Source organism: Nitrospina gracilis 3/211, from assembly GCF_000341545.2.
In the GTDB taxonomy this organism is placed as follows: Bacteria; Nitrospinota; Nitrospinia; order Nitrospinales; family Nitrospinaceae; genus Nitrospina; species Nitrospina gracilis.
This window is the reverse complement of sequence record NZ_HG422173.1, coordinates 1,267,310-1,288,136: the sequence shown is the minus strand read 5'-3', so window position 1 is coordinate 1,288,136 and position 20,827 is coordinate 1,267,310. Positions and strand designations below refer to the sequence as shown.

The 20,827-nt window shown below is 55.4% G+C and carries 18 protein-coding genes; 9 read left to right on the top strand and 9 right to left on the bottom strand.

Features of this window, described 5'->3' with window-relative positions:
- Positions 1-44 precede the first annotated feature (44 nt).
- On the top strand, positions 45-1,310 hold the full coding sequence (locus TX82_RS06165) for a two-component system sensor histidine kinase NtrB (RefSeq protein ID WP_042252011.1): 1,266 nt from the start codon (positions 45-47) through the stop codon (positions 1,308-1,310).
- The gene (locus TX82_RS06160) at positions 1,307-2,692 is read left to right on the top strand and encodes a sigma-54-dependent transcriptional regulator (protein ID WP_005008197.1); all 1,386 of its coding nucleotides are present in this window, start codon (positions 1,307-1,309) and stop codon (positions 2,690-2,692) included. The genes TX82_RS06165 and TX82_RS06160 overlap by 4 nt, the downstream gene beginning before the upstream one ends.
- A 12-nt stretch (positions 2,693-2,704) precedes the next feature.
- On the opposite strand, the gene TX82_RS06155 is transcribed toward TX82_RS06160, so the two are convergent.
- On the bottom strand, positions 2,705-4,801 hold the full coding sequence (locus TX82_RS06155) for an SIR2 family NAD-dependent protein deacylase (protein WP_005008195.1): 2,097 nt from the start codon (positions 4,799-4,801) through the stop codon (positions 2,705-2,707).
- A gap of 562 nt (positions 4,802-5,363) precedes the next feature.
- Between TX82_RS06155 and flgC the strand changes: the two genes are divergently transcribed.
- The 7 genes from flgC to TX82_RS06120 all read left to right on the top strand — a co-directional run bounded on the left by flgC (position 5,364) and on the right by TX82_RS06120 (position 11,851).
- Entirely contained in the window at positions 5,364-5,801 is a 438-nt protein-coding gene (gene flgC, locus TX82_RS06150; RefSeq protein WP_005008191.1) for a flagellar basal body rod protein FlgC, read from the top strand.
- A gap of 114 nt (positions 5,802-5,915) precedes the next feature.
- On the top strand, positions 5,916-7,502 hold the full coding sequence (gene fliF, locus TX82_RS06145; protein WP_005008186.1) for a flagellar basal-body MS-ring/collar protein FliF: 1,587 nt from the start codon (positions 5,916-5,918) through the stop codon (positions 7,500-7,502).
- 6 nt (positions 7,503-7,508) lie between these two features.
- Positions 7,509-8,540 carry a flagellar motor switch protein FliG gene (fliG, locus tag TX82_RS06140; RefSeq protein WP_005008185.1) on the top strand — a complete coding sequence of 344 codons (1,032 nt, stop codon included), beginning with the start codon at positions 7,509-7,511 and terminating at the stop codon, positions 8,538-8,540.
- Positions 8,533-9,486, top strand: a complete 954-nt coding sequence (locus TX82_RS06135; RefSeq protein WP_187291920.1) for a FliH/SctL family protein — start codon at positions 8,533-8,535, stop codon at positions 9,484-9,486. Before fliG ends, TX82_RS06135 begins: the two co-directional genes overlap by 8 nt.
- Before the next feature lie 6 nt (positions 9,487-9,492).
- The gene (locus TX82_RS06130) at positions 9,493-10,836 is read left to right on the top strand and encodes a FliI/YscN family ATPase (protein WP_005008181.1); all 1,344 of its coding nucleotides are present in this window, start codon (positions 9,493-9,495) and stop codon (positions 10,834-10,836) included.
- Complete coding sequence (gene fliJ, locus TX82_RS06125; RefSeq protein ID WP_005008178.1) at positions 10,833-11,270, top strand: flagellar export protein FliJ; 438 nt, start codon at positions 10,833-10,835, stop codon at positions 11,268-11,270. Before TX82_RS06130 ends, fliJ begins: the two co-directional genes overlap by 4 nt.
- The gene (locus TX82_RS06120; RefSeq protein ID WP_052338201.1) at positions 11,267-11,851 is read left to right on the top strand and encodes a MotE family protein; all 585 of its coding nucleotides are present in this window, start codon (positions 11,267-11,269) and stop codon (positions 11,849-11,851) included. Before fliJ ends, TX82_RS06120 begins: the two co-directional genes overlap by 4 nt.
- 6 nt (positions 11,852-11,857) lie before the next feature.
- On the opposite strand, the gene TX82_RS06115 is transcribed toward TX82_RS06120, so the two are convergent.
- From TX82_RS06115 to pilM, 8 genes are all read right to left on the bottom strand, one after another.
- Positions 11,858-12,505 (bottom strand): DUF502 domain-containing protein, encoded by a 648-nt coding sequence (locus TX82_RS06115; protein ID WP_005008174.1) that lies wholly within the window; start codon positions 12,503-12,505, stop codon positions 11,858-11,860.
- 76 nt (positions 12,506-12,581) lie between these two features.
- The gene (locus TX82_RS06110; protein WP_042250678.1) at positions 12,582-13,334 is read right to left on the bottom strand and encodes a tetratricopeptide repeat protein; all 753 of its coding nucleotides are present in this window, start codon (positions 13,332-13,334) and stop codon (positions 12,582-12,584) included.
- A gap of 1 nt (position 13,335) precedes the next feature.
- Positions 13,336-14,232, bottom strand: coding sequence for a hypothetical protein (locus tag TX82_RS06105; protein WP_005008170.1), 897 nt, complete (start codon positions 14,230-14,232; stop codon positions 13,336-13,338).
- Positions 14,232-15,761, bottom strand: a complete 1,530-nt coding sequence (locus TX82_RS15120; protein ID WP_005008168.1) for an AAA family ATPase — start codon at positions 15,759-15,761, stop codon at positions 14,232-14,234. The genes TX82_RS06105 and TX82_RS15120 overlap by 1 nt, the downstream gene beginning before the upstream one ends.
- Positions 15,762-15,770: 9 nt before the next feature.
- A complete protein-coding gene (locus tag TX82_RS06095) occupies positions 15,771-17,738 on the bottom strand; it encodes a secretin GspD/PilQ domain-containing protein (protein WP_005008165.1) in 1,968 nt (655 codons plus the stop codon).
- 148 nt (positions 17,739-17,886) lie between these two features.
- Positions 17,887-18,315, bottom strand: a complete 429-nt coding sequence (locus TX82_RS06090; protein ID WP_005008161.1) for a hypothetical protein — start codon at positions 18,313-18,315, stop codon at positions 17,887-17,889.
- 7 nt (positions 18,316-18,322) lie between these two features.
- Positions 18,323-18,910 (bottom strand): hypothetical protein, encoded by a 588-nt coding sequence (locus TX82_RS06085; protein ID WP_005008160.1) that lies wholly within the window; start codon positions 18,908-18,910, stop codon positions 18,323-18,325.
- Positions 18,907-20,724: a type IV pilus assembly protein PilM gene (gene pilM / locus TX82_RS06080; RefSeq protein ID WP_005008159.1), complete on the bottom strand. Its 1,818-nt coding sequence runs from the start codon at positions 20,722-20,724 to the stop codon at positions 18,907-18,909. The genes TX82_RS06085 and pilM overlap by 4 nt, the downstream gene beginning before the upstream one ends.
- Between the last annotated feature and the right edge of the window lie 103 nt (positions 20,725-20,827).

Genomic DNA, 20,827 nt, shown 5'->3' with positions numbered 1-20,827 from the left:
ATAAGACCTTGCAAGCCGTACGCAAACTTCCTCTCGAGTGGCCCATGACGGACGAACCCCAGGACCGGCAGGTGCCGGATCTCGAAACCCTTCAGGCCGCGTTTCAGGCGTTCACCGAAACCACCCAGCACCTGCAGGAGTCCTACGAAAAACTGCAGGCACACGTGCGCGCGCTCGACCTCGAACTGGAAAAGAAAAACGCCGAGCTCGAACAGAACCTGAAGGAAAAGGAAGCGGTCCGCAGTTACCTCGATAACATCCTGCAAAGCCTCACCACCGGCGTCATCGTGGTGGACGACGCGCAACGCATCACCACCTTCAACAAAACCGCCGAGCGCATCACCGGCCTCAAGGAAAACGCGGTCCAGCGCAAAACGCTGGGCGAGGTGTTCGACGTCGATCCCTTCGCGCAATTGATCGCGCGCGTGAACGACACGCCCAACGCGCAACCGGTGTTCCAGGAATCGGTGCTGACCACCGACGGACGCGACCTGCGTCTGCGCACCGCTGCCTCCCCCGTGCTGGACGCACAGGGCGCACGCATCGGCACCATGCTCCTGGTCGAAGACATCACCGAACTCAAACGCCTCGAAGAGGAAGCCGAACGCAACGACCGCCTGCGCGCGATGGGCGAGATGGCCGCGGGCATCGCCCACGAAATCCGCAACCCGCTGGCGAGCATCGAACTGTTCGCGTCGCTCCTCAAAAAAGACCTCGGCGACGACGAGGAAAAACGCGCGCCCGCCGACCACATCATCAACGGCGTGCGCAACATGGACCGCACCATCTCCAGCCTGCTCCTGTTCGCCAAGTCGCCGGAACCGTCGCGCAGTCAGTGCGACCTCAACACGCTTTTCGAAAACCTGCTCGCCGACCCGTCGCAGTTGCAGGTTCCGGACAACGTCAACGTGGTGTGCGATTTCGGCGCGGGCACGATGACCGCCAACGCGGACGAGCACCTGCTCAAACAGGTGTTCCTCAATTTCCTGCGCAACGCCGTGCAGGCCATGCCCGTCGGCGGCACTTTGACCATCCAGACCGAACGCGGCGCCGCGCCCGCGGGCGAGACGTTCCACCGCCACTTCATCCGCACCACCATCGCCGACACCGGCGTCGGCATCGCGCAGTCGGACCAGAAACACATCTTCAATCCGTTTTTCAGCACGAAGGAAAAAGGCACCGGCCTGGGCCTCGCCATCGCGCACAACATCATCAAGGCACACCACGGCACCATCGACGTGGACAGCCAGCCCGGCCGCGGCACCACCTTCACCATCAACCTCCCCGGCTCGGACACGCCCGCGTCATGAAAACGAAACGCCACATCCTGATCGTCGATGACGAACCGGACATGCGCGCCGCGCTGACCGCCGCGCTCAAGCGCGAGGGGCACGACCTCAAAACCGCCGAGAACGGCAAAGACGCGCTGGGCCTGGTCGAGATCGAGGACTTCGACCTCGTCATCTCCGACGTCAAGATGCCGAAGATGACCGGCGCGGAACTGCTGAAAGCCATCAAGGAACTCAAACCGGAAACGCGCGTCATCATGATGACCGCCTACGGCACCATCGACAACGCCGTGGAGAGCATGAAGCAGGGCGCTTTCGATTACCTGCTGAAACCGTTTTCCGCCGACGTGCTGGTCTCCACCGTCACCCGCGCTTTGCAGACCGACACCGCGATGAGCACGGCGCCATCTGATGCGGCTACGGAGAATGACGACGCGGCGGCCATCGATCCGCGCCAGATCGTGACGCAGAACAAAACCATGCAGGAGTTGTTGACCTTCGCCGAGAACGTGGCGTACAGCCAATCGACGGTGCTGATCTCCGGCGAGACGGGCACCGGCAAAGAACTGTTCGCACGCTACATCCACCAGTGCAGTCCGCGCGCGGACAAACCGTTCCTCGCCGTCAACTGCGCCGCCCTGCCGGAAGGACTGCTGGAGTCGGAGCTGTTCGGGCATGAAAAAGGATCGTTCACCGGCGCCATCACCGCCAAGCAGGGCAAGTTCGAGCTCGCCCACGGCGGCACGCTGTTGCTGGACGAAGTCACCGAGATGTCCCTGCCCCTGCAGGCGAAACTTTTGCGCGTTTTGCAGGAGCACGAGGTGGACAAGGTCGGCGGCAAGGAACCCATCCCGGTCAACGTGCGCGTCATCGCCACGACCAACCGCGACCCGAAAGCGCTGATCGCCGAGCAGAAATTCCGCGAGGATCTGTATTACCGGCTGAACGTCATTCCGCTCAAACTGCCGCCCCTGCGCGAGCGCAAGGAGGACATCCCGGTGCTGGCCGATCACTTCGCGAGGAAGCACGGGCAGAGGAACAACAAGGCGATTGCCGGCGTGGCTGACGAGACGAAAAAACTGTTACAGAAATATCAATGGCAGGGGAACGTGCGCGAGTTCGAGAACATCATGGAGCGCGCGGTTCTCTTGTGCAACGCCGACACCATCCAGCCCTCCAACCTGTTCATGGATGACGACGCGGCGACCGCCGCCCAGCCCGCCAGCGCGAACGGGTCGAGTCCTTTGGGGAATTTCCGGGGCACGCTCCAGGAGATGGAGCGGGAATTGATATTGAGGACGCTGGAAGAAACCGAAGGCAACAAGACCAAAGCCGCCGAGCAACTCGGCATCTCCATCCGCACCCTCCGCAATAAGCTTACGGAGTATAAAGAGAAGGCGTAACACCCTAACATTTCAATTAATTTGCCCACAACAAAACTTAACTTTGTCCCCAGAGCCACATGGACAAAAGTTATATTTTTGAATATTATTATTCAGACAGTATTCTTCAAACTCTCTTTTACTTCTTTCACGCCATAACTTTAATGCATCATCAGGATTTTTAAAATTGCTCCAAATTGCTGGGGTACTATTTAAATTTGAATTGTTATTCAAAAAAAGGCTTTCCATTTTGTCTCGGGCTTCTTGTAGAACTTTAACCGGAATATTCTTTTCTAACCCTGCATTAACAGATGTTATGAAGTCACCCCCATAATTAACGGCCAATGCATTTAATATTTCTTTTCGCAACCTAACACCTTCCTCTGTATCTCGAAATTTTAAAATACTAAAAATTATATCGGGATTGCCAAATACCATTGGCCCCAAGTCAACACTGTATCTTCCCGACAAAATATAATTAGCAGCCTCATCAGCCCACTCCGTAGCATACGCGGCTGAAAAAGAAATTCCGGCCAGCTTTTCACCTCCGTAGGGAAGTTTAACTGCTGATATTTTTAAACCATTACAAATTGCACCTACTTTTAAAATTTCCGAAAACCTCATTACAGGAAATGCCAACCAAGAAGGAATTTTAGAGGGTAGAAATCCATCGCTTAAACCCAGAAGTTTTCTAATTTCTGGATGCAAAATGGTTCCAAACAGTAATCCATCAACATCAATTTCTTCCCTCTTAAAAGAAAACGTGTTCTTTTCTATCCGATTAAATATATCTTGAGCTTCAGCTTCCTTGCCTGGCTTAGGTAAAATTTTTCTTTTAATTACTCCGGTGGTTGAAAAGATACCCTCACTTTCAGGATCAGAAACTCCGGAAACAAAATCCCCTTCAACAAAAGTTTGCAGGTTTTTATAAATTACTCCAACCCCGAATTCATAATTTATAAACCTAAAAACATCTTCCTTTACAAGGGTCGCAAATAGCTGACCACCCACCAATTCATGTAAGTGCGTCAAATATTTTAAACCAATATAAATATTATCGAAGCAAATTAGGCCGACCACTAAATCATGCATTGCCGAAGAATATCGGTCCGGAAATTCTTTATCAGAAAACCCATTGCCAACAATCATTTTTCTATCTTCCTTACCATGAGAATGCAAGGTAAGTGTTTGTGATGTTGACCAAGTTCCGGGAGGAAATAAATCCGCTATATAGTATGCACTTTTAAGGACCTTTGATTCTTCATACTTAGTTTTTGGCTCAACCTTTATCCTTCCACTACTTTTTGAAACAATAATATCTAAAACTTGGACTATTGCCCTTCGGTCACTATTTTCCTTAAAAATAAATTTTATTTGCTTAATGCTTTTCGGAAGATTTTCTATATTATTTGAGGTAAGTAAAAAATGGGGGCCATCCCCAAACAATGGTTTCTTCTTCGAAGCTTTTTCTAACAATTGAAGAACATACTTATCTCCCAAACTATATCCAATAAATATTAAGATCGCTTCTGAAAACACCTGTTCCAAAAGCCCCGCATATTCTTCCTTCTTTATTAATTCGTCATATTCCTCTGATGTAAAAATTAATCTATCTAGAAAACTTATTGAGCCATGGAGTTTACACACAAAGGAATTTGAGCCTTGAATAAAGTTATTAGCCTTTTCTAGACTTACGTTTTGAATTGTTTCAACCTTCAGATTTTTTTCCAGCGATTCATCTATGTTTGTTGTAAGTATAAAGATAGGTTGGATAGAAGAAATGGAATTTAAAAAGCGGACATAAACCGGAGAGCTTACTGGATTAAACTTAAATTTCTCTGATAATAGCGAATTGTACAACTGTTGATCTATAGACTTACAATATCCAAAAAACTTAGGCAGGTTATTATGATCCTTTAACAAAGCCTTTCCTTGTTCAAGATCATAGTTAATAGAGCTATTCAAAAATTCGGAGTGGAAGTAATCTGCAAGCTGATTCCAGAGAGGATAACCCTGCCAATAGCTGACTCCTGCCCCTATCCAAAACACAATAGGCTTTTCGCCTTTTTCCACGACTTTTTTTAAAGAACGTATGGCCTTGATTGTTTCTTGGTCTTTACCATCAATCATTTTTTAACTTATTAAAAAATTCTCATTTTTATTTTTAAACTATACCAAATTTTTGCAGGCCTGTTTCAAAACCTTAGAGGAAGGACCATAAGTAACCCCTCCCAACCCTCCCCTTGAAAAGGGGAGGGATCACTTGTTCCCCCTCACCTCATTCCTCTCCCGCGAGGAGAGAGAAAGTTTTTTTCATCGGTGCGCATCGGTGTTTATCTGTGGTTCCTCCCTACCCCCTCCGGGCGGAGCCCGGTCTGTGCTCATCAGTGGTTCATTCGCTTTACCGTGGCCGGCCGGACAAACTTGCCCATCGCCAAAAAGATGACAGCAAGATTTGCCGGGTGGCCAAATAAAGCCTGATTTTCCCCCGCGCCGCCGGTGCCCTCCCCGCCTCCACGCCCGCAACCCCTTTGTTTTAAAAGCCTTTCCGTCCTGCCCGCCGAATCCGGCCAATTCGTTGAATTCCCGCGCGTTTGGCACCGAATTTGCTTTAAATCCCTGTAAACATTGCCCGTCCCCGCAAAATGGCGGCCGGCGGGCGGAAACCCTTATTCTGTAAAGGATTCGCACGATGGATTTTTTGACGTCGATCCAGGTCAGCGCCTCCGGGCTGAACGTCCAGCGCCAGCGCATGGACGCCATCGCCAGCAACCTGGCGAACATCGAGACCACCCGCACGCCGGAGGGCGGCCCCTACAAGCGCAAGGATGTGGTGGTGTCCGCCGTCCCGATGAACGAGGACTTCGCCGCCACCCTGCACCAGCAGATGTTCGACAGCATCCGCGAGGCGCACGTCGCGGAGATCGTCGAGGACCAGAGTGAGCCGCAGATGGTGTTCAAACCGGACCACCCGGACGCCAACGAGCAGGGATTCGTGGCCATGCCGAACATCAACCTGATGGAAGAGATGGTGAACCTGATCAACGCCACGCGCTCGTTCGAGGCCAACATCCAGGCGATGAACTCGGCGAAGACGATGGCGCTGAGGGCGATCGATCTGGGTAGGTAAGCGGCGGGCGTGGCCCGCGGCAAACGGGCTGATGCGTTGAGGGACATTGAAAAAAAGAAAATGGGAATTTCAATTTATGACGAACACAACGACAACCATTGACGGGGCAAGATCATGGAAGCGTTTCTCGAATTCTTAACCAATCTCGGACGCCGGTTCAACGAACTGCCGGCGGTGCAGAAAGTCGCGGCACTGGGCCTGCTGGCGGGCATGGGCGCGGCGGTGGTCGCCATGCTGTTCTGGGCGCAGGCGCCGGACTACCAACTGCTGTACGCCAACCTGTCGGAGAAGGACGCGGCGGCGGTGGTGGAAGAACTCAAGACGCAGAACATCCCGTACGAGTTGTCGAACCAGGGACGCAACATCCGCATCCCGTCCAACCGCGTGCATGAAGTGCGGCTCGACCTGGCCAGCCAGGGCCTGCCGACGGGCACGGAGGTGGGACTCGAACTGTTCGAAGACACGCCGCTCGGCATGACGGAGTTCGTGCAGAAACTCAATTTCCAGCGCGCGCTCCAGGGCGAGCTGGTCCGCACCATCACTTCCCTCTCCGCGGTGGAACACGCCCGCGTGCACCTGGTCCTGCCGAAGACGGACGTCTTCTCCAAAGAGAAACCGCGCGGCAAGGCATCGGTGATGGTGAAGCTGAATGCCGGACAGACCTTGTCTGAAACGCAGGTGCAGGGCATCGTGCATCTCGTCTCCGCCAGCGTCGAAGGATTGCAGGTGGGCGACGTGGTGGTGGTCGATCTTCAGGGCAACATGCTGTCGGGCGGCAAGGAGGTTTCTGAAGCGGCCCTGTTGACGGCGTCCAACTACAAACACAAGCGGCGCGTCGAGAAGGAACTGGAATCGAGCATCGTCAGCATGCTGGAAGACGCGCTGGGGCCGGGCCGGGTCATCGCCAAGGTCGCGGCGGAAATCAACTTCGACAAGGTCGAGCGCACGGAAGAAATTTTCGATCCCGATTCGCAGGTGATCCGCAGTGAGCAGAACACCACCGAGCAGGTGATCGGCGCGGCGCCGCCGGGCGGCCTCGCGGGTGTGCAGTCGCTGACGCCGGGCACCGGCAACCAGCAGGCGACGGGCACGGGCTCGAAACGCAACAACGAGAAATCGACGCTCAATTACGAGATCAACAAGGTGGTCAAGCACGTGCAGGAGACGACCGGCGAAATCCAGAAGCTGTCGGTCAGCGTGATGGTGGACGGCAAGATGGTCGGCGATCCGCCGGAATACCAGGCCCGTTCGCAGGAGGAGATGGCCAAATTACTGCAACTCGTGCGCACCGCGGTTGGGTATGACGAAGTGCGGGGCGACCAAATCCAGTTGGAAAACGTGCAGTTCGACAAATCCACCCGGTTCCTGCAGAGCGAGGAAGTTGTATCGGCCCAGAAATTCGAGCTGGCCCTCAAAATCGCTGAATACGTGATCGGTGCTATACTGTTGGTACTGCTTGTCATGCGGGTCCTCCTGCCGATGGTGCGGTGGATCACCACCAGCGTGGAAGTGGTGGAAGAAATCGATGAAGGCCCCACTCCCGAAGAGATCCAGAAGCAGGAAGAAGAAAAGCGCATGGCGCAGATGGCGCAGGAGAACATCGAGATGCGCAAATCGGTGGAAGAACTGGTCGGGCGCGATCCCCGTTACGCCGCGTCCGTTATTCGCAAATGGATGAGAGAACGAAGCGCTGGAGCATAGAGACCCATGGGCACAATGAATCCCAAAACCAACCAGAAACTGACCGGTCCCGAAAAGGCCGCCATCTTTCTCATGGCGATGGGCGAGGAACAGGCCGCGAAGATCCTCGCGCAGATGGACGAGCGCGAGATCCAAAGCATCGGCAACTACATATCCGCCGTGAGCGACGTCGAAACCTCCACGGTCGATCAGATCACGCGCGAGTTTTTCACCAACATCACCTCCGGCATCGGCGGTGGCCTGGGCGTTTCCGGTCTGGACTTTTTGAAGAGCACGCTGTTGCAGGCCCTGCCCGCGGACAAGGCGACGGAAATCCTGAACAACGTCACCCTGCCCGGCGAGGACCTGGGCGGCGGACTGGACACCATCCGCATGCTGGAGCCGAAGGTCATCGCGCAGTTTCTGTCCAACGAACATCCACAAACCGCGGCGATTGTCATGGCGCACATGGACTCCGCCCTGGCGAGCGCCACGCTGAAGGAAATGAAGGAAGAGTTCCGCACCGAGGTCATTTATCGCCTGGCCACGCTGGAGCGTGTGTCGCCGCAGGTCATCCGCGATCTCGATGAAGCGCTGCAGTCCGAGTTCCGCACTTCCGGCGCGATTTCCGGAAGCAAGATGGGCGGCCTGGACACGGCCGTGACGGTAATCAGCGAACTCGACCGCGCGACGGAAACCTCCCTGCTGTCGAACCTGGACGAGATCGATCCCGATCTCGCCAACGAAATCCGCAACCTGCGCTTCACGTACGAAGACATTCTCAAGCTGGACGACAACGGTCTGCAGATGGTTCTCAAGGAAGTGCAGTCCGAAGACCTGTTGATGTCGCTCAAAACCGCGAGCGACGAAGTGAAAAACAAAATTTACTCCAACATGTCCGACCGTGCCGCCAACATGCTGAAGGAAGACCTCGATGCCCTGGGTCCGACGAAAGTCAGCGAGGTGGAACGCGCCCAGCAGAAGGTGGTGCAGGTGATCAAGCGGTTGGAGGAAGAAGGCAAACTGGCCATCGGTGGAGGCGCGGAAGAACTTGTCTGAAACGTTCAAACCATTCCGTTCAAAGGAAGACGTCGAGGGGTCCGGCAAGGATCCCAAATCGCCCGCCACTTCCGGGGACGCTCCGTTCCAGTTCCAGGATTTTGGAGTGCGGCGCGACCTGCCCCGGGGCTTCAAGTTCGATCTCGAGAAATCCCGCAACTTTGACGAACACAACATCGAAAAAGCCAAACAGAGTGTGCAGGAGGTGTTCGCCGACGCCCTCGAACGAATCAAGGCCAAGGCGGAGGAAGTCAAGGCCCAGGCGCGGGAGGAAGGGCACAAAACCGGTTACGAAGAAGGCTATAAGGCGGGAGAGGAAGCGGCGCGCAAGGAATTCACCCCGTTTCTGGAGACGCTCACCGAAGGCGTGGAAGAGCTAGGGAAGTTCCGCAGTTCCATGTATGCCAAGCTGGAACGCGAGATGGTGAACATGGTGGTCGGCATCGCCAAAAAAATCATCGAAACCGACCTTGCCAGCCGCGAAGACAGCGTGCGCGACATCATTCGCCTGGCCGTCGGTTCCATCCTCGATCGCGAAACGCTGGTCATCAAGGTTCATCCGCGGGACCGCGAGCACGCAGAAAATTACACCCAGGAACTCGACCGCCTGTTCCCCGACATTCGCAATGTGCGGGTGGAGGGCCATGCTTCCGTACCACGTGGCGGATGCCGGGTGGAATCGAACTTCGGCAACGTGGAAGCGGACATCGATCGCCTGAAGGCGGAAATCGACAAACTCCTGCACCGCGCACCCCCTCTTCCGGAAGAGTTGCAGGACTACCCGGAACCATCCATCCAACCGGAACCCGTAGCCGCGGAATCCGATGAAGAAAACGGGGAAAACGAACAAATGGACCCGTCCGCCTCCGCACCGGAAGAAAGACCCGCGGAAGAACCCGGCGATTCCGGTGACGAAAACGAGACCGATCCCAAAAACGAGAGCTGATAGCCCATGCCCGACACCATCGATCTGCAAAAATACGACAGCTTCATCGACAATGTGTCAATGGTTCGCAAGCAGGGCCGCGTCGTGCGGATCACCGGATTGATCGTGGAAGGCAACGGACCCGCCGTGTCCCTGGGCGCATTGTGCACCATCCATTCCCGCCAGAACAAAAAGTTTGTGGATGCGGAGGTGGTCGGTTTCCGCGACAACAAAATACTGCTGATGACTCTGGGCGACATGGCCGGCATTGAACCCGGCAGCGTGATCGTCGCCAAGGAAGAAGCCCCCGCATTCAACGTCTCCGAACACCTGTTGGGCCGCGTGATCGACGGCACGGGAAATCCCATTGACGGTCTCGGGCCCATCCCGATGGGCAAGGAATATCCGGTACAGGGAAAGCCTGTGAATCCGCTCGACCGCACCCGTATTGCGGAACCCCTTGATGTCGGTATCGGCGCCATAAACGGCCTGCTCACCCTCGGCAAGGGACAGCGTGTGGGCATCATGGCCGGAACGGGCGTCGGCAAATCGGTCCTTCTGGGAATGATCGCGCGCAACACCACCGCGGAGGTCAACGTCATCGGCCTCATTGGCGAACGCGGTCGCGAGGTGAAAGAATTCATCGAGGAAAACCTGGGACCCGAAGGGATGAAACGTTCCGTGGTAATCGCTGTCGCTTCCGACCAGCCTCCTCTTGTGCGTATCCGTGGCGCGTACCTGGCCACCACGATTGCGGAATACTTTCGCGACGAAGGGAACGACGTGCTGCTGATGATGGATTCGCTGACCCGCTTTGCGCTGGCGCAGCGGGAAATCGGCCTGTCCGTCGGAGAACCGCCGACCACGCGCGGGTTCACCCCATCCGTGTTCTCACTCCTTCCACGTCTTCTGGAACGTGCGGGCACCTCCGCCGCCGCAGGGTCGATCACCGCCCTGTACACCGTGCTGGTGGAAGGTGACGATATTAACGAACCGGTATCCGACGCCGTCCGCGCCATTCTGGACGGTCACATCGTGCTGTCGCGCCGTCTGTCATCGCACAATCATTACCCGGCCATCGACATCCTGGAAAGCATCAGCCGTATGATGATCGAAGTGGTGACACCGGAACATTACCAGTTATCGATGCAGTTCAAGGACATTCTGGCAACCTACCGCGAGGCGGAAGAACTGATCAATATCGGGGCCTACGCGCAGGGAAGCAACCCAAAAATCGATCAAGCCATTCAGAAAATTGAAGCCTTCAACCAGTACCTGAGGCAGGGCATGAACGAGTCGCGTTCGTTTTCAGACAGCGTGGCACAATTGCACCATGTGCTGCATGAAGAACCGGCGGGAGGTGACGCATGAGTTTCCGGCTGGAAGGGCTTTTGCGGGTCCGTAAAAACCAGGAGAACATGGTTCAACGTGCGTTCGCGGAGATCAACGCACAACTGGTAGCTCACCGGGAAACCCTGAACCGTTTGAATGAACGCCGCAATCAACAGAAGAAAAACTTGAACCGGAAATTTTCAGAGAATCTGGACCCCTCCACATTGGGTCTTTATGACAATTATTTTGAAGGGGGGCGGCTGGAAGAAAAGCAAAACCTCCAAACGATCGATGAGGTGTCCGGCAAAATGGAGGCCAAGCGGCTGGAGTTGGCAGAGACCATGAAAAAACGCCGCACTCTGGAGGTCCTCAAAGAACAACAGATACTTCGCGAAAAGAAGGAAGCGGAAAAGAAAGAGACCGCGTTTCTCGATGACGTTGCCTCCTCCCAATGGCACAGGAGGGAGCCGTGAACCATACGCAGAAACGCTTCCGAAAATTCCCCGCCCTGCTGGCCGCCCTGTTCCTGGCCGGAACCACACTGGCGGGGGCCCAGACCGGCGACTCCCCCCAGACGAAATCAGAATCCGGCTCCGGCAACACCAAGGGCAACCTCAATCTGCCCAGCACGGACAAGTCCCGCCTCGAGATGAACATGGAAACGTTCCGCATGCTTGAGATGATTGAAAAAAAGAACCGCGAGCTGGAAAAACGGGAAGAAGAACTGGCCCTGCGCGAAAAAAACCTGAAAGACCTGGAAAAGAAAGTACGCAGCGACCTTCAGAAAATTGAAGAAGCTTTGGCGCGGAGCGAGGAACAGGTCGGCATCAAACGCGACCTCATCCAGAAAAACGTGGAATCGCTGGTGAAAATGTATTCCAGCATGAAAGCTACGGAAGCCGCCACCCTGCTGGAGAACATGGATCAGGACATCGCCGTGCAGATTTTGTCCAAGATGAAAAGCCGGGACGCCGGCGCCGTGCTGGGCAAGATGAACACCCAGGTGGCCAGAAATCTCACCGAAAAAATCGCCGGCAAATCCAAAAAACCCTGATTCGCCCTAATTTTCATGAGGTGAGGAAGAACTCTTTTTTCCTTCCCCTTTCGCCAGGCCAAAGGACATCAGGTACTTCATCCCCTCCTCCACAGTGATGTCCATGGGAGTGACATCCTTTCTGGGCAGAACCAGGTAAAACCCAAGCGTGACGTTGGGGATCAAAGGCACGAACACGTTGACGGGATCCTCATCGCCCGAATGCTCCCTCACCTCTCCCCGCGTGCGGCCGGCCACCAGCCCGAACATCCGCATGCCATCGTGCGGGTATTTCACAACGACCACCTGGTCGAACGAACCGGTGTCCGCCTCGGAAACCGAATCGACCACCTTCTTGATCGTGGTGTAAATGCTGCGGACTATGGGCGTCTGGTGCAGGATCCGGTCGCTCAGAGCGACCAGTTTCCTGCCGAAAAAGTTGGTCGCCACAAGACCGACGATGAAGATAAACAGGCAGACCAGAAAGAAACCCAGGCCCGGGAGATAAAAATCCTCTGGAAGGGGAATGTTCCAGCGCACGATGGCGAGAGAGATCCACGGTGCCATCACGCGATCCAGCAAATTGATCACAAACGCCAGGACAAATACGGTAAGGCCGACAGGGAACAGGATCAACAGTCCCGCAATCAGGTACTTTTTGACAAACGATTTCAAAGCGGATGCCTCCTTACCCTGTGGGGGTGCCTGGCTCAGGCGGAATTTCTGTTCCGCATTTTACCAGTTCCGGGAATCAGCTTTGCGACTTTTCTTGTAATTTCTGAATATGGCCGCGCACCTTCAGGGTGAGGGCCGGGCGGGTGGAGGCAGCCAGTTCGACGAACCGGTTGTAGTACACGATCGCATCCTTCAGGCGACCCGTTTCCTCATACAGGAGGGCGAGATTGTAATACCCCTCCGGGTGGCGGGGTTCCAGGTTGATGACCTTCCGGTAAAGCAACTCGGCTCGCCGATAGTGCCGCTGCTGCTTGTAGAGGATGGCAAGATTGTTGATGCTTTCCACGTTTGCGGGATCAAGCTCCGTCGCCTTCTCGAAATAACGAACGGCATTGATTCCGTCTCCCATCTTGTAATAAATGAGGCCCAGATTGTTGTAGGCTTTGCCGTAGTTGGAATCGAGCCGGACGGCCTGAAGCAATTCGCCTATGGCTTCCTGGGGTTTGCCCATTTCCTTATAGATCAAAGCCCGGTTGTTATGAATGCGCGCGTTGGTGGGATCCAGCCGCTTCGCTTTTTCATAATATTTCAACGCCGCAAAATAATCTTTGTTGCGGTGGTGGAATGTGGCGATATTGAAATAGCGCGATTTATCATCCAGGGATCGAGGATCGAACCCGGTTTTCATTTTTTCCGTTGTGGCGCGGTCGCTTTCATTGGGAACAACCGAAATGGATTCGTCGCCCACCACCTGCTGCTCCGTTTCGCTGGTCACCGTCACAATGGTCTCTGTTTCCTGTTCCGGCTGATTGGTTTGCTGCGTCTCCATTTCAGGAGGCTTTGGATTTTCTTTTATCAGGTCCGTGACGGGAACTTCCTGCACCAGCTGGTTTTCCCCGGAAACGGGTCCGGCCTGGTTTTCTTTTGGATTGGATGTTGCTTCCCGGTTCCAGATTGGCTTCCGAATTCAACCCCTCAGTCAAAGCCGCCACCTGCTCCAGAGCGGATTCCGGCTTGACGAAGGGCTCATAGGCCACGACATCCTCCTTTTCAGGAGGAACCGGAGGAACCGCCCGGACCGGTCTCGACTTGGGTTTCTTGATCGACTTTTGAACCCTGGTCGAACCCGTTTTTTTCTTTGTTCCGCTACCGTTAATCCGGCCTGTTTGCTTTTTCGTTCCCCGGATCGTCTTTTTGCCGGAAACTTCTTCCGGCAACTGTTTCTGTTTGGAACCCGAAATCACCGAAGCCGTTCCCATTCCACTTTTTTCAGGATTCTTGCTGGAAGGGAGCGTGTTCTTTCCTTTGCCGCTTTTGGTTTTAGTCCCGCCAGCTTCCGGCGGTTGCGCATTCGGGTTCATGGCCACAACCGCCACCGGTTCCGATTTCGAAAACCCGTTTTTACCTGTCTGGGTCTTGGAATCCTGAAACGTGGAAACGGTTTCCGGACCGGTCTTCTGCCGAAACGATTTTCCTTTTCGGACTTCGCCCGGCATGGGAGGTTTGGCCAGAAGAAGGGGTTTGACCTCAGCCTGGTAGTTTGCAGAGGGAATGAGAAGGGTGATCAGCCCACCGGCCAGAATCAGAACCCAGCCCAGAAGGGACAACGCCCTTTGATACTTTGGGGACAGACTGGAAAATATGGAACCTCGCAAACGGTTTCGTGCGGATTGATCCTTGTCACGTTCCTTTTGCGCTTTTTTCAGACTGTCCGCAATGAGGCTCATTAGAGGCCGCCTTCTATGCCCTTTGGACTGTAGGAAAGCAGAATCGGGTCGTTGCCTTCGGCTTCCAGACGATGCATGTCGTCGCGGGCTTTTTTAATTGTACCATACGGCCCGATATAGACAACATACCAGGGTTTGCCGGAAATGGTGCTTTCCCGGATATATCCCTCAAACCCTTTTTTATCCAGACCCTTCAAAACCCGGGCGGCATTGGCTTGCTTGCTCCAGGAGCTGATCTGGATGCGGAACAGTTCCTCCTCCACCGGTGCCGGAAAGTTCAGGGGCAACCGGATTATGTTCTCGGGGGGAACTACACTCAGAACCTGCTTCGGCGCTTCCTGCAAAACTTGCACCGGTTTCGTTTTTTCCGAAGTGACCTTGGGTTTCTGTACTGGCGCCTGGACAGAAGGCAGCTTTGGCTGCAGTGTCGGAACCCCTTTTGCCTCCGCCGGTGTTCCGATGGAGATAGCCGAACCGATGGAATGCTTCAGGTTGTTTACGGTTCGTGAAAACGCGGAGTCTCCCTGAACGAAAAACAACCCGCCCGCCACAAAAAACAGGATGGATGCCGCAACTGCAAGTCTCAGTTTCATGACCAGATCGAAACTGGGACGCTGGTCCTCGTCGCCCAGAAGGCTCTTGATCGCCTGCCGCACGTGTTTGGCGTCGATGCACTTGGTACGTTCGTTATACCCCGCAAGCAGGGCCCGATCGCAGACGAGGTTGATCAGCCTCGGGTAACCCTGCGTATAAGAATAGATGGCCTTGAACGCGCCGCGGCTGAAGGTGACCCGGGGCGTGGTGGAAGCCACACGCAGGCGGTGATACACGTAAGTGCGGGTCTCTTCACTGGTCAGGGGCCGCAGATCGTAACGAACCGAAATTCGCTGGTTGAGTTGCTTGAGCTGGGGCAGGTTCAGTTTTTCTTCGAATTCGGTCTGTCCGACAAAAATGATCTGCAGGAGTTTTTCCTTGTCCGTCTCCAGGTTGGACAACAGGCGGATCTGCTCCAGGACATCCAGGGAAAGATTCTGCGCCTCATCGATGATGACCACCGTCGAGCCTCCGGCCGCATACTGATCCAGCAGGAAATCGTTCAACGCATCCAGAAGTTCTTTTTTGGAGGCGTTGCGCAGCCACTTGACCTGCTCCACGGTCCATTTTTCGTCACTCTTGCCGTTTTCCTCCACCCAGATATCCGGCTCCTGCGCGTTCTGCTTTTGTTCCATATAACGGGGCTGCACCCTGAGATCCTGCACCAGCGCCCGCAGGAGGTCGGAGGAGGAAAGAATGGGATTCAGGATCAGGGCCACCTTGTCCTTTTCATCCATGTTCTCCAGAAGAGCCCGGCACAACGTCGTCTTTCCGGTGCCGATTCCCCCGGTGACGGCCATGAATCCTTCCCGCTGGCTGATGCCGTACATCATATGGTCCAGCGCTTCCTGGTGACCATCACTGAAAAAGATGAACCTGGGATCTGGTGTCAGGCTGAATGGTTTTTCCTTGAAGTTGTAAAATACCGTATACACAGCTTCCCCCTATTCTTCCATCATCGCCTGGGTCTGCGTGGGCGTCATGAACTGCTTGAACCGTTCGTACTCCTGCTTCAAGCGTTCATCGATCGATTGACCCACCATGACTTTCGGCGTGAGGATGATTACCAACTCGGTCTTTTCATCCACGCTGGCTTCGTACTGAAACAGTTTTCCCAACAGAGGAATCTTGCCGAGGAATGGAACTTCGTTGTTGTCCCTCCGGCGCGTGTTTTTCATGAGGCCGCCGATGACGATGGTCTGCCCGCTCCTGGCCATGACCACATTGTTCGATTCACGCACGTCGAGAATGGGTACCGTGTTCAATCCGTCCGGCGAAGTGCGCTCTCCCGACCGCTCCGAAACACTGGTGTTGATGCTCATGATCACCGTGCCGTCCATGTTGATCTGCGGCAGCACATCCAGAACGATGCCGATGGTGATCTGCGACGGCACAAACTGCGTGGCCGAGGCCTGCGTGGTGGTGGCTGGAATGACGATGGGCAGGAAAAAAATGTCCTCCGTCCCGACCTTGATCACCGCCCGTTGGTTGTTGAGAGTCGCGATCTTCGGGCTGGACAGCACGCTGACGTTGCCCTGCTGTCCGAGCGCATCGATCAACACGCTGATCTGGGTGTTGCTGAGCCCGTAAAAAATGCCGCCCGCACCCGCCACCATGGTTCCCAGTGCGCTTCCCGCTCCGGCGGAATTGCCTAAATTGAAAGGCTGGCCCGGTCCCGGGCTCAATCCCTGGAGAATGTCCGGATCGCCGTCGTTGATGATCTTCAACGGGCTGACCTGGCTCCAATCCACACCCAGCCGGTATTCTTCATTCAGGTTCACTTCCAGGATCTTGGCCTGGATGAACACCTGCCGCTGAACGGAGCCCTCCACCGCTTCCAGGAACTCCGCCACCTCCAGCAACACATCCGGGTAATGGTGAACGATGACCACGCCCGCCTGCCGGTTGATGGTGAAATAACTGTCCGATTTCTTCTCCTCATCCGTGGGGCTGGGGAGCTTGCTTCCCGTTTCGTCGTCCCTCACCGGCTGGGTCTGGGCCGACGGCGGGTTGATGCCCAGCAAGTTTCCCAGCATCCCGCCGGCCTGCTGCTGGCCGCTGGATCCAGACTGCCGCCCCCCGCCCTGCTGATCCCCAAAGATTTTCTCCTCGTCCATCTGGTTGGGATCTTCAATCTTGCCCTCGACGATGCGTTTCAGGCCGAAGAAAATCTCGCGCCACAGGTCGTTGCGTTCGGAGGTGACCATCTGCGTGAACGTGCGGTTCATCAATTCACTCTGTTGATTTCCGCCGTTGTTGCCGCCACCGACTCCACCTCCCGAATTGGAACCGGAAGAACCGGACACGACGCTGTTCTGAATGCCGGAAGTGCCCTGGCCGCTCAGCGACTGCACGTTGCTGACCCCCGCCCGCTGGGACACGATGTAATTGAGCCGGAACATGCGCGTCTCCATCTTCTGCTTGAAGACGCGGATGAATTTGCCGTCGAACTTATAATCGAGATGAAGCGGACTGAGGATGTTCTCAAGCGCTTCCGACATGGTCACGTCCTTGAGGTCCACAGTCACTTTCCTACGGATGTCGGGATCGATGACGAGGTTCTGCCGGACACCTTTCGACAGCGCCAGCAGGATGTTCTTGATATCCGCGTCCTGGGCCGAAAGGGTGAACCGGGGACCGTCCCGCCGCAATTGTTCCAGCCGTACGCCTTCCTCGCCCAGGCTTTCCGAAACAAACTCCGGCTGGCTCATCATCAATTCGGACGAAGGGCCCTGCCCCCCCGGTTGCGGACCGAAGGCGTCCGGCACCTGGCTGTCAAAAGTCCGGTTGATTTCCGCCGCGTTGTTTTTTGAAAGCGGTGAATCGTAGTACGGGTTCGATGCACAGGAAACGCCGCCCCACAAAACCCACGCGACAGCAAAGGCACAATATGGTTTGTTTAACCTTGCCATAAGACACGCAGAAAGTATTTAAATTTGTTGAAATTTATCTATAAATATTACACCAGAACAAGCCCGGGCGCCAGCAAAAAAAACAACTTTTTTAATGATTTTTCAACGACTTGCCAAAAACTGCCCCGCAGGAAGGGTTGGCGGGGGGTCAGGGAAGGGTGCGTTCCACTTTTAAAGGAACGGGATCGAGCCGCAGAGTCTGGGTCTTTTTATTGCCCATCAGCACCACTTCATCGCGGCCGATATCGACGATTTCGTGGCCGAACAGGGTGTCGCCCACCAGAAAATTTTCATTGTTGATCACCGCAACGGGACGGGGCCCGCCCCACACCACGGCCTGCAGGGTGAGCGGCGGCAGTTCGGGAGCCTTGACCTCTTCCTTCTTTTTCGGCGGAGGCTCCACCCCCTCACCTTTTCGCGCCTTGTAATACACCCCCGACGGCAGGGCAAACGGGTTGCCATGATACGAGTCGCTATCCCGCACCGCCCAGGCCGAGACCGGAGGCCAGACCAGGGTGGATGCCAGAAAGACTCCCATCAGCAAAACAGTTCGCTTTCCGATGCGCTTGAGGTTCACGGCTGCCTCACGAAACCAGAAGTTGGATGATCAGTTCGGACTCCACCAGCGGGTGGGTCTCCCGCGTGCGGAGGATCCGGAGTTCTTTGATCGACAACACCGCCGGGATGCTCTCCAGCGATTTCACAAACCGCCCCACGCCCCGGTAATGGCTCTTTATGGCCAGCGTCAGCGTCACCGCCCGGAAATTGCCGCCCTTGAATTCCACCCGGGATTCATGGGAGTTGAAGCGCAGCATTTCGGCGCGGTTGGTCCTGGCCTGCCTGCCCAGGGCCTGGACGATATCCTCCACATTTTCGGTCATGCTGGACTTGATGTCTGAAATTTCATGGCGGAGGGATTTGATTTCCACCTCGGTCCGCTGGATCTCCCTTGTGAGCTTTTGCGCCGAAGACCGGTTCAGCACCAGCTTGAAGCTTTCCAGATTATTCTGGACTTCCTGGGTCTTAGTCGCCAGACGCTCCCGCTTTTTCATGAGGGGAGAAAACTCAAACTGGTAATACCCGACCCCGATCACCACCAGCATCGTGATCACGAGGAACGCGAATTCGCGTCTCGTCAGTTTGTCCAACCAGTTGGGTTCCAGGGATTTCATATTTTCTTTTCCGGAAGGGGGTTTTCGGAGGACACCGTTTTTATGAACAGGGTGAAATCAAGCCCCTTGCGCGTGTACTTGTCCTTGTCGGACACCTGCGATTCCAGCAGCTTGACATCCGAAAACTGGGGCTCCGACTTGAGTTCCTTCAAGAATTCTTCCAGCGACTGGAGTACCCTCCGGCGGTTTCCGAAGATGGTGCCCCGCACCAGGAAACCCCAGCCCTTCTGCACCACCCGCGTTTCCATTTCCGCGGTTTCGCCGTTTTCCGTCTCTTTTCCGTTCTTACCGTACTCGCTGAAAGTGACCTGCTCCAAAGCCATGTTCCAGGACACCCGGCGGGCGATGTCGTTCAGTACCTGCGGCAGATCGATCGGCGTTATTTCCTTTTTGGGTAACTGGTCCAGCTGGGCCTGCAACAGTTCCTTCACCTCTTTCAGGTTTTCCAGTTTGCGTTTCGGCACGTCCAGCGCCACGAAGCGCTGACGCAACTCATTCAAGTGACGCGTTTCCAGCGACAGGAATTGCTCTTTTTCATAGTTGTCGATACGCAGGAACAAACTGATGGAGGCGAGTAAAATGAGGAGCAGGGCCACGGGAGCGAACCGGGTCATCTCCTGCACACGCTTGGAAAGCGTCTGGCGCAGGTGTTCGGGATACAGGTTGACGTGTTCGCACTGGTCCGCGGCGCAGCCGGCGGCGGCCACCATGCTGTAGCCGAAATCCTCGGCATCCCCTTCCCGTTTCAGCCTGCTGGAAATCTCCAGCTGGGCCAGGGGATTGTAAGCGGTCACCGTGAGGTCCAGCCGCTCGTGAACGTGATCCAGCAGTCCCTTGAGTCCCGCCCCGCCTCCGGTGAACACCACCCGCTCCACCGTCGTCATGATATACGAGTTCATGAACGATTCGATGGACCGTTCGATCTCCTCCACCTGCCTTTCGATGACAGGCAGGACCCGGCCCCGGATCTCGCTGGCCGGAATACGGTCGTGGGTCTCTTCATCGCTGCCCTCAAGGGGAAGGCCGTAGCGAAGCTTGATCTCCTCGGCCCGCTTTTCATCGACCTTCACCACGCGTCCGCTCTCGGTCACGTATTCACCGGCCAGCGCCTGCGTGACCGTGGTTCCTCCATTGGGGATTTCACGGGAGAACAGGACTTCGACGCCGGTCACAAAATACACGCGCGTGCGCTGGGCGCCCATGTCCACAAAACAGGTGGTGAACCCTTCCTTGTGCGTGTCCTCCACCCAGACGTTGTCGTATTCCTCGAGAGCGATCGGGTGCGGCAGGATGCCCTCCACCTTCAACCCGGCATGCCAGGCAATGGAAGCCAGCCGTTCCATTTCCTCCCTCGGTGCGATGACCGCGAGCACCTCGTCGAAAGGCAGGCCTTCCTGCGTGGTCTCGCCCAGCACGTGGTAATCCAGCACCGCTTCTTCCGGCGGAAACATCATCGCCTCGCGGGCGTCCCACTTGATCGCCTCCACCACCTCGTTTTCCGGCATCTTCGGGATCTGCAGTTTCCGGATCAGCACGTTGTAACTGCCGATGGTCAGGAACACGCGCTTGCTTTTGATGTTGTTGCGGGCGCACAGCAGGCGGATGAGTTCGCCGATCATCTCCAGGTTGCCCTCGCTTTCGGCAATGGACTTCGGGATCACCTGGTGGCCGTAGTTGCCGATGGACCACCCCCCCACCCGGGCATTGAGTTCGACGATCTTGATCGAATGCGTCCCGATGTCCAGCCCCACGGCCGATTTGCCAATAGGAATGGAAGGAAGCTGTGTGAGTTTGGGAAGAGAGGGAAATTTCATCCCGCCGCCTCAAAAAAAGGGAAATTCAAGCCGTTTCAAAGGCTTAAAACTGGCTTACTGCGATACTCCATTTTAACCCAAACACCGCGCTTCGCCTAATACT

Excerpts from the sequence above, each read along its gene's own strand:
- TX82_RS06165 (WP_042252011.1), top strand. The coding sequence starts at position 45 with ATGACGGACGAACCCCAGGACCGGCAGGTGCCGGATCTCGAAACCCTT.
- TX82_RS06160 (WP_005008197.1), top strand. The coding sequence starts at position 1,307 with ATGAAAACGAAACGCCACATCCTGATCGTCGATGACGAACCGGACATG.
- TX82_RS06155 (WP_005008195.1), bottom strand. The coding sequence starts at position 4,801 with ATGATTGATGGTAAAGACCAAGAAACAATCAAGGCCATACGTTCTTTA.
- flgC (WP_005008191.1), top strand. The coding sequence starts at position 5,364 with ATGGATTTTTTGACGTCGATCCAGGTCAGCGCCTCCGGGCTGAACGTC.
- fliF (WP_005008186.1), top strand. The coding sequence starts at position 5,916 with ATGGAAGCGTTTCTCGAATTCTTAACCAATCTCGGACGCCGGTTCAAC.
- fliG (WP_005008185.1), top strand. The coding sequence starts at position 7,509 with ATGGGCACAATGAATCCCAAAACCAACCAGAAACTGACCGGTCCCGAA.
- TX82_RS06130 (WP_005008181.1), top strand. The coding sequence starts at position 9,493 with ATGCCCGACACCATCGATCTGCAAAAATACGACAGCTTCATCGACAAT.
- fliJ (WP_005008178.1), top strand. The coding sequence starts at position 10,833 with ATGAGTTTCCGGCTGGAAGGGCTTTTGCGGGTCCGTAAAAACCAGGAG.
- TX82_RS06110 (WP_042250678.1), bottom strand. The coding sequence starts at position 13,334 with ATGGAGACGCAGCAAACCAATCAGCCGGAACAGGAAACAGAGACCATT.
- TX82_RS06105 (WP_005008170.1), bottom strand. The coding sequence starts at position 14,232 with ATGAGCCTCATTGCGGACAGTCTGAAAAAAGCGCAAAAGGAACGTGAC.
- TX82_RS06095 (WP_005008165.1), bottom strand. The coding sequence starts at position 17,738 with ATGGCAAGGTTAAACAAACCATATTGTGCCTTTGCTGTCGCGTGGGTT.
- TX82_RS06085 (WP_005008160.1), bottom strand. The coding sequence starts at position 18,910 with ATGAAATCCCTGGAACCCAACTGGTTGGACAAACTGACGAGACGCGAA.
- pilM (WP_005008159.1), bottom strand. The coding sequence starts at position 20,724 with ATGAAATTTCCCTCTCTTCCCAAACTCACACAGCTTCCTTCCATTCCT.